Annotated in this window: 11 protein-coding genes and 1 pseudogene; 10 read left to right on the forward strand and 2 right to left on the reverse strand. The window is 73.4% G+C overall.

Annotated elements, in window-relative coordinates; all coding sequences use genetic code 11:
- From ACFXDE_RS41220 to ACFXDE_RS41230, 3 genes and pseudogenes are all read left to right on the forward strand, one after another.
- Positions 1 to 92 (forward strand): annotated as a pseudogene (locus ACFXDE_RS41220) (DNA-binding response regulator); the annotation flags it as partial.
- Positions 93 to 108: 16 nt separating this feature from the next.
- On the forward strand, positions 109 to 366 hold the full coding sequence (locus ACFXDE_RS41225; protein WP_380499356.1) for a response regulator transcription factor: 258 nt from the start codon (positions 109 to 111) through the stop codon (positions 364 to 366).
- Positions 367 to 591: 225 nt separating this feature from the next.
- A complete protein-coding gene (locus ACFXDE_RS41230; RefSeq protein ID WP_380499357.1) occupies positions 592 to 1,428 on the forward strand; it encodes a hypothetical protein in 837 nt (278 codons plus the stop codon).
- Positions 1,429 to 1,952: 524 nt separating this feature from the next.
- Here the strand turns inward: ACFXDE_RS41230 and ACFXDE_RS41235 are convergent.
- Positions 1,953 to 2,756, reverse strand: a complete 804-nt coding sequence (locus ACFXDE_RS41235) for a hypothetical protein (RefSeq protein WP_380446235.1) — start codon at positions 2,754 to 2,756, stop codon at positions 1,953 to 1,955.
- 148 nt (positions 2,757 to 2,904) lie between these two features.
- Between ACFXDE_RS41235 and ACFXDE_RS41240 the strand changes: the two genes are divergently transcribed.
- The 6 genes from ACFXDE_RS41240 (at position 2,905) to ACFXDE_RS41265 (ending at position 8,807) form a co-directional block, all read left to right on the forward strand.
- Complete coding sequence (locus tag ACFXDE_RS41240) at positions 2,905 to 3,696, forward strand: ABC transporter ATP-binding protein (protein ID WP_380499358.1); 792 nt, start codon at positions 2,905 to 2,907, stop codon at positions 3,694 to 3,696.
- A 131-nt stretch (positions 3,697 to 3,827) separates the two neighbouring features.
- Positions 3,828 to 4,238 carry an NfeD family protein gene (locus ACFXDE_RS41245; protein ID WP_380446251.1) on the forward strand — a complete coding sequence of 137 codons (411 nt, stop codon included), beginning with the start codon at positions 3,828 to 3,830 and terminating at the stop codon, positions 4,236 to 4,238.
- 10 nt (positions 4,239 to 4,248) lie between these two features.
- Complete coding sequence (locus ACFXDE_RS41250; protein WP_380499359.1) at positions 4,249 to 5,307, forward strand: SPFH domain-containing protein; 1,059 nt, start codon at positions 4,249 to 4,251, stop codon at positions 5,305 to 5,307.
- A 236-nt stretch (positions 5,308 to 5,543) separates the two neighbouring features.
- Entirely contained in the window at positions 5,544 to 6,302 is a 759-nt protein-coding gene (locus ACFXDE_RS41255; RefSeq protein WP_380446232.1) for a sulfite exporter TauE/SafE family protein, read from the forward strand.
- 104 nt (positions 6,303 to 6,406) lie between these two features.
- Positions 6,407 to 6,712: a 4a-hydroxytetrahydrobiopterin dehydratase gene (locus ACFXDE_RS41260; RefSeq protein ID WP_380446231.1), complete on the forward strand. Its 306-nt coding sequence runs from the start codon at positions 6,407 to 6,409 to the stop codon at positions 6,710 to 6,712.
- Between the two features lie 79 nt (positions 6,713 to 6,791).
- Positions 6,792 to 8,807, forward strand: coding sequence for a PQQ-binding-like beta-propeller repeat protein (locus ACFXDE_RS41265; RefSeq protein ID WP_380499360.1), 2,016 nt, complete (start codon positions 6,792 to 6,794; stop codon positions 8,805 to 8,807).
- Positions 8,808 to 8,859: 52 nt separating this feature from the next.
- Here the strand turns inward: ACFXDE_RS41265 and ACFXDE_RS41270 are convergent, their stop codons facing one another.
- Positions 8,860 to 9,375, reverse strand: coding sequence for an HNH endonuclease (locus tag ACFXDE_RS41270; protein ID WP_329926410.1), 516 nt, complete (start codon positions 9,373 to 9,375; stop codon positions 8,860 to 8,862).
- Positions 9,376 to 9,722: 347 nt separating this feature from the next.
- Here ACFXDE_RS41270 and tyrS point away from each other — a divergent pair, with 347 nt between their 5' ends.
- Complete coding sequence (tyrS, locus tag ACFXDE_RS41275; protein ID WP_380499361.1) at positions 9,723 to 10,997, forward strand: tyrosine--tRNA ligase; 1,275 nt, start codon at positions 9,723 to 9,725, stop codon at positions 10,995 to 10,997.
- Positions 10,998 to 11,430 lie beyond the last annotated feature (433 nt).

Below are 11,430 nucleotides of genomic sequence, written 5' to 3' on the forward strand. Positions count from 1 at the left end.
ACGTGTCGAACATCCTGATGAAGCTGGACCTCGCCGACCGCACCCAGGCCGCGCTCTGGGCCGTTCGGCACGGGGAGGGCCGGGAGGCGTAGGGCGTGCCGCTGGGGCATGCCGCTGGGGCGTGCGGCCGGGGCGTGCGGCCCGCGCGCCCCGCAGGGCCGGGGCGGGACGCTCACCGAGCGCGAGCGGGAGGTGCTGGGGCACATCGCGGACGGGCGCTCCAACCGGGAGATCGCGCGCAGCCTGCACCTGTCGGAGAAGACCGTGAAGACGCACGTGTCGAACATCCTGATGAAGCTGGACCTCGCCGACCGCACCCAGGCCGCGCTCTGGGCCGTTCGGCACGGGGAGGGCCGGGAGGCGTAGGGCGTCCCGCTGGGGCATGCCGCTGGGGCATGCCGCTGGGGCGTGCGGCCGGGGCGTGCGAGGGGTGCCGTCGCGCTGTGCCGGGTGGGAGGTAATCCGGGGCGAGGGCCGCGAGGAACGGTTCTGGCGTATGCCGTTCGGCAGGGGGAGGGCGGAAATGACGTGATGGGGCGTCAGGGCGGTGTGCCAGGCTGAGCGCCGACATCGAACCCGGGGGAGGACCTGATGAACGCGCCGCGCAGCGAGTACGGGCCCGTCGTGCTCGCCAACGAACTGGAGCTGACGCACCGCCTGTTCGAGCGGGCCAAGCACCTCGGCCTGGTGCCGCCGCCGGACGTCGAGGACCGGCGGTGGTCCCCGGCGGCCGTGGAGCCCCTGCTCGAACGCCGCTCCGACATCGCCGCCGCGCTGGCGGCGGACGTCGCGGAGCGGGCCGCGAAGCTGGCGCACGAGACGGCCCGCGAGCGCGATGCCTACGGTCCCGAGGTCCTGCGCCGACGGCTCGGGCTGGTGCGCTGGCAGTTCGACCAGGCGCGGGAGCGCGGGCTGATCCCCGAACCGGACGTCGACGGCCGGGCCTGGTCGGCCGCGGCGGAGGCCGAGCTGCGGGCCGGCGCCGCCGAGCTCACGGCCGCGCTGGGCGCCGTCCCCCGGGTGGGCGCCGGCAAGGCCGCCGTCGCCCTGGGCCACACCACCGGCCTCCCGGTGACGGCGGACGACATCCGCCGGCTCGCCGAGGCCGGGGCGCTCCGGGCCTCCGGCGAGTTCCGCGGCCACCCCACCTACAGCCGCGAGGCGTTGGCGGCGGTGCCGGAGGCCGCCGTCGAGGAGGCGGTCACCGAGCGGCTGCGCCGCGCCGAGACCGAGGCGGAGGCCGCCGCCGCGCTGCTGCGACAGCGGATGGCGGAGAGCCTGTCGGCGGCGGAGGCGGCCGAGCAGCTGGGCTGGTCGGCCGCGCGGTTGGAGGCCGCCGTGGCGAAGGGCGGGCTGACCCGGGCCCAGGACGGGCGGTACGACCGGGCGGAGGTGATGGCACTGGTGGCGGCCGATCCCTGGCGGTAGGGCGGCAGGCGGGTGTTTCGGCGAGTGCTGCGCGGCGGTCCGGGGGGTTGGGCGGTCGGCGCGGGCGCGGGGTGCTGGGTGCTGCGCGGTGGCGGCGTAAGCCGGGCGGTGGGCGCGGGCCCGGTGTTGGGCGCCGCGCGGTGGCCGGGCGCTGGGGCGGCGGGCCCGGCCGCGGGTGTTGTGCGGTGGCCGGGCGCTGGGGCAGTGGGCTCGGCCGCGGGTGTTCCGGCGAGTGCCGTGCGGCGGTCGGGCTGGTCGGGCGGTGGGCGTGAGCTCGGTGCTGTGCGGTGGCCGGGCCTCCGGCGGCCTCTCTGCACGGCGGCCTCTCCGCACGGTGGCAGGCGGGCGGCGTTGGCGCAGGGCTCGCGGTCGGGTGGTGCGGGTGCGGGGCCCGCGCATGGCTGCTTTCCGGCCATGTCTTCGTCACCCCGGCCCGTCCCGCGCGCGGGAAGTCGGTCCGTCCGACCTCCCGCGCGGGTGCGGTGCCGTGGAGCTCAGTGAGGCTCAGAGGTGCTCAGTGGGGCTCAGCTGTCCTGGCGCTCGTCCACGAGGGCGTTGTAGGCGGCCACCTGGGCGCGGCGGGCGGTGCGGCGCAGCGGGTCGAGGACGGACTGGCGGGCGGCCATCTCCGAGGCGCTGACGGCGGCGCCGTGGCTCCCGGCGGCGATCGTCAGGAGCGCGGACACCTGGCGGGCGGACTCCAGCACGCGCACGGCGCGGGCCGGGTAGCCCGGCGCGAGCAGCTCGGCGTGCCCGCGGCGGCGGTAGGCGTCCAGGGCCTGCAGCGCCTCCGGTCCGGCGCCGGCCACGTCGAGGCGGGTGAGCAGGAGGGTCGCCTCCCGCAGCCCGTCGGCGAGCTCGCGCTCGGCCTCGTGCAGGGACGGCACGTCGGCCGGCGGGCCGTCGTTGACCGTCGAGCAGCGCCACAGCACCGTCGCCGAGCGGTCCCCGGCCGGGCCGAAGACCTCGACCTCGGGCACCAGCCCGAGCGGTGCACCGACCGCCAGGACGGCCTCGCCCGCGCCCATGGCCCGCTCGTTGAACGCCGCCGGGCCGGTCAGCCCGATCGGGTGCCCGGCCGAGGGGAGCGCCAGCCGCAGGCCCTGCACGCCGAGCACCCGCAGCCGGCCGAGCGCCCAGGTGAGCCCGTGCTGCTCGCCCGGCTCGTCCCCGGGCAGGCCGGTCACCCGGTGGACCTCGTCGTCGCCGAGGACGGCCGCGGCGGCGTTGTCCGGCGGGACGAGCCCGGCGAGCAGGGCGTTGCCCCAGGCGGTCAGCCGCCCCGAACGGGGCTCTTCGTACGGATTGTCGGCAGGAGTCGCGAGCATCCGGCCAGCCTACGGAATCGGCGGTCATCCGCGTGGCGTAGGTTTGCCCATGCGCGTGCGGCGCACCGACCCCGTGCCCACCGGCTGCCGGAGTAGGCTCGCCGCCCGCACCGACGGCCGAAAATCTTGTATTGGGGAAGGCGTAGGCATGAGCGACGTGCTGGAGCTGGTGGACGTATCCGTGGTCCGGGAGGGGCGCGCGCTGGTCGACCAGGTCTCGTGGTCCATCTCCGAGGGTGAGCGCTGGGTCATCCTGGGCCCGAACGGCGCCGGCAAGACGACGCTGCTGCAGATCGCCTCCTCGTACCTGTTCCCGACCGCGGGCAAGGTCTCGGTGCTCGGCGAGAAGCTCGGCGAGATCGACGTCTTCGAGCTGCGCTCCCGGATCGGCCTGGCCGGTGCCGCGATGTTCGACAAGCTCCCCGCCGAGCAGACGGTGCTGCAGACCGTGCTCACCGCCGCCTACGGCATGACGGTCAGCTGGCAGGAGAGCTACGAGCAGTCGGACGAGTCCCGCGCGCTCGCGCTGCTGGACCGCCTCGGCATGTCCAGCCTCACCGACCGCAAGTTCGGCACGCTGTCGGAGGGCGAGCGCAAGCGCACCCTCATCGCCCGCGCGCTGATGACCGACCCCGAGCTGCTGCTGCTCGACGAGCCGGCCGCCGGCCTGGACCTCGGCGGGCGCGAGGACCTCATCCGCCGCCTCGGCGCGCTGGCCCAGGACGAGTTCGCGCCGGCGATGGCGATGGTGACCCACCACGTCGAGGAGATCGCCCCCGGCTTCACCCACGTCCTGATGATCCGTCAGGGCAAGGTGCTCACCGCCGGTCCGATCGACACCGAGCTGACCGCCCGCAACCTGTCGAAGTGCTTCGGCCTGCCGCTGACCCTGGAGCGCCACGGCGACCGCTGGTCGGCCCAGGGCCTGCCGCTGGGCTGAGCCCCCGTCCGACGACCGTCCGGCCCGCCACGGGAACCGGTCGCACGCGCGACCGGTTTCCGCCCCTGGACCTGCGGGAACTGTCCGCCACGAAGGCCCTTCGTCCCTAGGATGGATCCGTGGACAGCTGGATGTGGTGGCTCCTGGCCGCCGTCGGGCTCGGCATACCGCTGGTGCTCACCGCGATGCCGGAGTTCGCCATGTTCGCGGTCGGCGCGCTGGCCGCGGCCGGTGTGGCCGGACTGGGCGCGGGGGTGGTCTGGCAGACCCTGACCTTCGTGGTGTCCTCGGTCGCCCTGCTGGTGGTCGTCCGCCCGATCGCCTACCGGGAGCTCAGGAGGGGCCCGAACATCAAGATGGGCATCGAGGCGCTCCAGGGCGCCACCGCGGTCGTCGCGGAAACCGTCGACGGGGAGGGCGGACGGATCAAGCTGAACGGCGAGATCTGGTCGGCCCGCGCGCTCCACCCGGACTCGGTCTACCAGCCGGGGCAGCAGGTCGACGTCGTCGAAATCCAGGGCGCGACCGCCCTGGTCGTCTAGGGGAGAGTCCGTGGAACCCGTCCTTATCGTTTTGGTCGTCCTGGTCGTGGTGGCCTTCATCGCGCTGATCAAGACGATCCAGGTCATCCCGCAGGCCAGCGCCGCGATCGTGGAGCGCTTCGGCCGCTACACCCGGACCCTCAACGCAGGCCTGAACATCGTCGTCCCGTTCATCGACCGGGTCCGCAACCGCATCGACCTGCGCGAGCAGGTCGTGCCGTTCCCGCCGCAGCCGGTGATCACCCAGGACAACCTGGTCGTCAACATCGACACGGTGATCTACTACCAGGTCACCGACCCCCGGGCGGCGACGTACGAGGTCGCGAGCTACATCCAGGCGATCGAGCAGCTCACCGTCACCACGCTGCGCAACATCATCGGCTCCATGGACCTGGAGTCCACCCTGACCTCCCGCGAGGTCATCAACGCCGGCCTGCGCGGCGTCCTGGACGAGGCGACCGGCAAGTGGGGCATCCGGGTCAACCGCGTCGAGCTGAAGGCGATCGAGCCGCCGACCTCCATCCAGGACTCGATGGAGAAGCAGATGCGCGCCGACCGTGACAAGCGCGCCGCGATCCTCACCGCCGAGGGCCAGCGCCAGGCGCAGATCCTCAAGGCCGAGGGTGAGAAGCAGGCGGACGTCCTCAGGGCCGAGGGTGAGGCGCAGGCCGCGGTACTGCGCGCCGACGGTGAGGCGGCGGCCATCCGGACGGTCTTCGAGGCGATCCACGACGGCGACGCCGACCAGAAGCTGCTCGCCTACCAGTACCTGCAGACGCTGCCCGAGCTGGCCAAGGGCGACTCCAACAAGCTCTGGATCATCCCCAGCGAGGTCGGCGACGCGCTCAAGGGCCTCGGCGGCGCCTTCACCGGTCTGACCGGCAATGGCGGCGCGAACGGCGGCGCGGTCGCGGCCCCCAGCGTCCCGGCCGCGGCGCCGGCGGCCCCGGCCGCCACCCAGGTGCCGATCGACCCGGCGGCCGGCCCGCGGCCGGTGGACATCGACAAGGGCGCGGCCCGGCCGCGGGTCGACCCGGCGCGCGAGTACCGCAAGATCGACCCGGAGTGAGTCGGCCGCGCTGACGCCGTGCGGCGCAGGCCGAGGCAGTGGCCGCAGTGAAACCGGGACCGAGGCAGTGGCCGCCGCGAGGCGGTGACGCGGGAGGGCCCGCCGTCGCACCGACGAGGTGCGGGGCGGGCCCTCGGCGTGTCCGGCGGGTGTTCCGCATCGTGGTCGGGGCTGGTCGGTTCGGCGGACCGTCCGGCATGATCCCTTCGGACCCGGACGAAAGGAAGAGGTGACCCGTGACGCTCTGGGAGGCGATAGCCGTCCTGGTGGCGGGCGTCGGTGCCGGGATGATCAACGTGATCGTCGGCTCCGGCACCCTGATCACCTTCCCCGTCCTGCTCGCCGTCGGCATCCCGCCGGTCACCGCCAACGTGTCCAACTCCTTCGGCCTGGTGCCCGGTTCGCTCAGCGGCGTGATCGGCTACCGCCGTGAACTGGCCGACCAGGGCCGCCGCCTGCTGCGCCTCGGCACCGCCTCCCTGCTCGGCGGCCTGGTCGGCGCCGTGCTGCTGATCACCCTGCCGAGCGGCGCGTTCGACGCGATCGTCCCGGTGCTCATCCTGCTGGCGCTCGTCCTCGTGGTGATCCAGCCCCGGGTGGCCAAGGCCGTCGCCGCCCGCCGTCGCCCCGGCGGGGACCCGGACGGCAGCCTCGTCCTGATCGGCGGCGTCTTCCTCACCGGCATCTACGGCGGCTACTTCGGTGCCGCGCAGGGCGTCCTGCTGATGGCGCTCATGGGCATGCTCCTCCAGGAGGGCATCCAGCGCATCAACGCCGTGAAGAACGCGCTCGCCATGATCGTCAACGGTGTGGCCGCGCTGTTCTTCCTCTTCACCTCGACGGTCGACTGGACGGCCGCCGGGCTCATCGCCATCGGTTCGCTGCTGGGCGGCCTGCTCGGCGCCAAGGTCGGCCGCCGCCTGCCGCCCACGGCGCTGCGCGCGGTCATCGTGGTGGTCGGCCTGGCGGCCGTCACCAAGCTGCTGCTGGGCTGAACCCGGCCTCGCGGCACCGGGCCGGGGCCCCGGCGCAGGCGTATGTTCGTCGCAGTGCACGCCGATCCGCCGGCAGCGGATCCGACCAGGCTTGGAGCGCTTCGATGAGCAGCAGAGCACGGCTGACCGAGGACGAGATCGCGGCGGCCCTGACCGACGTGCCGCGGTGGTCCCGGGAGGGCGAGGCCATCGTCCGCACCGCCGACGCCCCGGACTTCCCGGCGGCGATCCGCGTCGTCGACGCCGTCGCCGAACAGGCCGAGGCGCTGGACCACCACCCCGACATCGACATCCGCTGGCGCACCCTGCGTTTTGTCCTCTCCACCCACAGCGCGGGCGGGCTCACCGGCCTGGACTTCACCCTCGCAGCCCGGATCGACGCGGCCCTGAGCGCCGAGTCCGCCGCCTGACGGAGGCCGGAGCGGGGCGCTCCGGTGGGCGTGAGATGCTGACTGCCGCAGTGCAGGCGGCTCGGGAGGGACGGAACGGATGGCGCAGGAGCCCTTCGGAGACGCCCAGCAGCAGGCGTGGTACCCCCAGCAGCAGGACTGGCAGGGCGGTTACCCCGAGCAGCAGCACGGCCGGCAGGCTCAGCACGTCCAGCAGGGGCACTGGCAGACGACCACCGGCTACGGGCAGGCCGAGTACGGGCAGACCGAGTACGGGCCGGGCGACTACGGCCAGGGCGCCGGGTACGGCGAGTACGGGCACACCCAGGACGGTCCGTCGGCGTACGGGCAGGGCGCCGGGTACGGCCAGGAGGGGCAGACCGCGTACGGGCAGGGCGGCTACGCCCAGGACCCGTACCAGCCTCACCAGCCGTATCACCAGTACCCCGGCTACGAGCAGCAGCAGTACTCCGAGTACGCCGAGTACGCCGCGTCCGACCCGCAGCAGCCCGCCGAGGACAGCCTGTACGTGCCGGCGGGCGTGGAGTACTCGGCCGACGGCTACGTGCACATCGAGTCCCCTGAGCCGGCGCCGGATCCCGCTGGACAGGGGGAGCCCGGGGCACCGGCCACCGCCGAGCCCGTCGTGTCGTCCCGGTCGGCCTCGCGCCGGGGTGGCGACAGCGGGGGGAAGGGCGGCAAGGGCGCCAAGGACGCCAAGAACGCCAAGGACTCCAAAGGCGGCGGCTCCTCGCTCGCGGACAGGGCCCGGGCCGCCGCCGACGCGGTGCTGACCGGCGAGCACGTGCCCAGCCGCAAGGCCCTCCTCGTCCGCACGGGCGCCGGCGTCGCGGCGCTGGGCGTCCTGATAGCGGCCGGCCTGATGGTCGGCATCGAGGGCAGCGGAAGCGCCTCCACGTCGGGTGGCGGGGGCGGCGAGCCCGGCTTCGCCGTCGCCCACACCAAGGCGTGGTCCGCGCAGCCGGCCGCGGCCGCGCAGCCCGGGGCGGACGACACGCTGGTCGGGAGCTGGCTGCTCGCCGACGCGGTGGTCCGGGCCGACGCCTCCGGCGTGCGCGCGTACGACCTGGCGGCGGGCAAGCCCGGCTGGTCGGTCGAGCCGCCGGCCGCCGGGGCCGTCCCGTGCGGGCTGTCGCCGAGCGTGAATCCGTCCGGCGTGGGCGCCGTGCTGTTCCGGGCCCAGGCGGATCCGAACAGCCCGTGCACGCTGCTCGCGGCGGTGGACACCAAGACCGGGAAGACCGCGTGGACGAAGACCCTCTCGGACGCCAAGGGCGCCTACACCGCGCACGTCGGCGTCACCGAGGACAAGATCGTGGCCGTCGGCGACGACCGGGCGATCGCCTGGGACGCGGCCGACGGCAAGGACGTCTGGCAGTACACCGGGCAGGGCAAGTTCTGCACGCTCTCCGGCGGGGTCACCGGCAAGACCGTGATGGTCGCCTCCACGTGCGCCGACTCGACCCCGGCCGGCCAGGCCGTCGCGCTCAACACGGCCGACGGCAAGGTCAGTTGGTGGCGCGGCCTGAACAACAACCCGAAGACGGTGACGGTGCTCTCCGCCGAGCCCGCCGTCGTCCTCACCACCGGCGAGAAGCCGGCCGACGACCGGGTGTTCGCGTGGGGCGCGAGCGGCGACCCGGCCGCCGAGATCCCGGTCAGCGGCGAGGCCGGGCGCCTGGACGTCGCGCACGGCACGTTCTCGCCCACGCCCGGAGTCTTCTTCCAGGAGCGGACGATGGTCACCACGCTGGTCCCGGCGAACGGCAACGGCGCCGTCGTCGCGGTCGGCTACGACCTCGACAGCGGGAAGCAGAGCTGGAAGGCCCCGGCCGCCGAGAAGGGCGTGCTGCGGGCGGTCACCCTCGACGGCGGCTCCCTCGTGCTCGCCGCCGACGAGCGCCGCGACCAGCCCGCCCACCTCTCCCGCTTCGCGGTGACCGGCGGCCACGAGTCGACCGGCGGCAACTTCCCGCCCGGCACCGGCTCGCTGCTGATCTCGGGCCGGGTGCTGATCGGCGGCGGCAAGGTCGTCGTGGTGCCCGAGCACTCGGCGAACTTCGGTACGGCGGCCGGCTACCAGGCGAAGGGCTAGCCGACCGCCACCCGCGGGCGAAGGGCTGGCCGACCGCCACCCGCGAGCGAAGCTAGGCCGCGGGTACGACCGGCAGCCAGTCGGCGAGCTCCCTGGCCTCCGAGTCGCGCAGGCCGAGCGCCAGCATCAAGGTCGCCTGCGGGGTCGGCACGAACGGGCGGCGCAGCAGTTTCATCCCCGCCTGCTCCGGTGTCCGGTCGGCCTTGCGCTGGTTGTCCTCGGCGCACGCGGCCACCGTGTTCAGCCAGCTGTCCTCACCACCGCGCGACCGCGGCTGCAGGTGGTCCACCGTGGTGGCCCGTCGCCCGCAGTACGCGCACAGGTGCTGGTCACGGGCCAGGACGCCCCGCCGCGACCACGGCGCCTGTTGTCGGAACGGCACCCGTACGTAGCGTTGGAGTCTGATCACCCGCGGCACCGGTACGGTGACGCCGGTCCCCCGGACCGTGCGCAGCGGATGCGCCTGCTCCACCACCGCCTTGTCCTGGAGCACCAGGACCACGGCGCGCTGGAGCGACACCGTCGTCAGGGGCTCGTAGCTCGCGTTCAGAACCAGCGTGTTGCGCACCTCGGCACACCCTTCCCACGGGCGTGCCACGGCGGCACGACCGTCTCCACACACGTCACTGCCGCCGCACGGCGGTGGGACCACTCTGAATGGGCCCGCGGCCGACGAACAACGGAATTTCCGGTATCGAAGGGCACCCGGAGCCGCGCGGGGGTCGAGCGACCGGCTCCCGGCCGGCGCGTCGGGGGAGCGGCGGACGGCGTCCCGGAGGAGCGGGGACGGAGCCTCGGGAAAACTCGCCGGCCGGGACCGCGTAGGCTCTATCAGGCTGGAGTCGTACCGACCCGGGGCCCGACCGAACCGGGCCAGCACCGGGCCGGACGCCCGATCGAAGGAGAAGCGTGACCGTGACGGACATCGTCGACGAGCTGCGGTGGCGTGGGCTGATCGCCCTGTCCACCGACGAGGACGCACTGCGCAAGGCGTTCGCGGACGGCCCGGTCACGTTCTATTGCGGCTTCGACCCGACGGCCCCCAGCCTGCACCTCGGCAACCTCGTGCAGATCCTCACCATGCGCCGCATCCAGCAGGCGGGGAACCTCCCGCTCGGCCTGGTCGGCGGCGCCACGGGCCTGATCGGAGACCCGAAGCCCACCGCCGAGCGCGTCCTCAACGACCCCGAGACGGTGGCCGCCTGGGTCGACCGCCTGCGCGGCCAGATCTCGCGCTTCCTCGACTTCGACGGCCCGTACGCGGCGCGCATGGTCAACAACCTGGACTGGACGTCCGGGATGTCCGCCATCAGCCTGCTGCGCGACGTCGGCAAGTACTTCCGCGTCAACAACATGATCGCCAAGGAGGCCGTCGCCCGGCGGCTCAACTCCGACGCGGGCATCAGCTACACCGAGTTCAGCTACCAGATCCTCCAGGGCATGGACTACCTGGAGCTGAACCGCCGTTACGGCTGCACCCTGCAGACCGGCGGCAGCGACCAGTGGGGCAACCTCACCGCCGGCACGGACCTGATCCGCAAGGCCGAGAGCAAGTCCGTGCACGCGCTGGCCACGCCGCTGATCGTCAAGGCCGACGGCACCAAGTTCGGCAAGACCGAGTCCGGCACGGTCTGGCTCGACCCCGAGCTGACCACCCCGTACGCCTTCTACCAGTTCTGGCTGAACGCGGACGACCGGGATGTCTCCAACTTCCTGCGGATCTTCAGCTTCCGCTCGAAGGCGGAGATCGAGGAGCTGGAGCGCGAGACCATCGAGCGCCCGGCCGCCCGCCTGGCCCAGCGCGCCCTGGCCGAGGAGCTCACCACCCTCGTCCACGGCGCCGACCAGTACGAGCGCGCGGTCGCCGCGTCCAAGGCACTGTTCGGCCAGGGCGACCTCGCCGACCTGGAGGCCCCGACCCTGGCGGCGGCGCTGGCCGAGGTCCCCAAGGCCGAGGTCGCCGAACTCCAGCCGGTGGTCGACCTGTTGGTCGCCGTCGGCCTGGCGCCGAGCCGCTCGGCCGCCCGTCGGACGATCAAGGAGGGCGGCGCCTACCTCAACAACGTCAAGGTGACGGACGAGGAGGCGGTGCCGACCGAGGCCGACCTGCTGCACGGCCGCTGGCTCGTGCTGCGCCGGGGTAAGCGCAACCTGGCGGCGGCCGAGCTGACCGCGCCGGCGACAACGTGACCGTGTGACTGCGTGACGCAGGCCGTGCGTCGCAGGCCGTGTGACGCGAGTGGCGTGACCGAAACCCGACGCCGCTGAGCAGCGGCTTCGACGACCGAGGGCGGGATCCAGCCGGATCCCGCCCTCGGCGTTTGACGATGTCGTCCAGGTGGCCTAGTGTTGAACGAGTCGCTGAAGCGGCCACACCACTTGGTAACCCCCACTCTCACCTCGAAGCCCATTAGCTTGGGTCGTTCGGCGTCTGCGCCGACAGGGTGAGCGTGAATTTCGGGTAACACCCGGAATGCGCTAATGTGGAGGTCGTTGCGGAAAGCGATCCCGGCCAGTTCGGGAAATCGGATGAATGAAACTCCGGAAAACGGAGCGGAAAACATCTGATAAGCTGGAAACACGAAAGAACGAAGCGCCCGGAGGGCCCGCTGGAAGGCGGCTC

Source organism: Kitasatospora sp. NPDC059408 (assembly GCF_042751525.1).
Taxonomy (GTDB): domain Bacteria; phylum Actinomycetota; class Actinomycetes; order Streptomycetales; family Streptomycetaceae; genus Kitasatospora.

Bases quoted from the DNA above. Each gene is read 5' to 3' on its own strand.
- ACFXDE_RS41225 (WP_380499356.1), top strand. From the start codon at position 109: ATGCCGCTGGGGCGTGCGGCCGGGGCGTGCGGCCCGCGCGCCCCGCAG.
- ACFXDE_RS41230 (WP_380499357.1), top strand. From the start codon at position 592: ATGAACGCGCCGCGCAGCGAGTACGGGCCCGTCGTGCTCGCCAACGAA.
- ACFXDE_RS41235 (WP_380446235.1), bottom strand. From the start codon at position 2,756: ATGCTCGCGACTCCTGCCGACAATCCGTACGAAGAGCCCCGTTCGGGG.
- ACFXDE_RS41240 (WP_380499358.1), top strand. From the start codon at position 2,905: ATGAGCGACGTGCTGGAGCTGGTGGACGTATCCGTGGTCCGGGAGGGG.
- ACFXDE_RS41245 (WP_380446251.1), top strand. From the start codon at position 3,828: ATGTGGTGGCTCCTGGCCGCCGTCGGGCTCGGCATACCGCTGGTGCTC.
- ACFXDE_RS41260 (WP_380446231.1), top strand. From the start codon at position 6,407: ATGAGCAGCAGAGCACGGCTGACCGAGGACGAGATCGCGGCGGCCCTG.
- ACFXDE_RS41265 (WP_380499360.1), top strand. From the start codon at position 6,792: ATGGCGCAGGAGCCCTTCGGAGACGCCCAGCAGCAGGCGTGGTACCCC.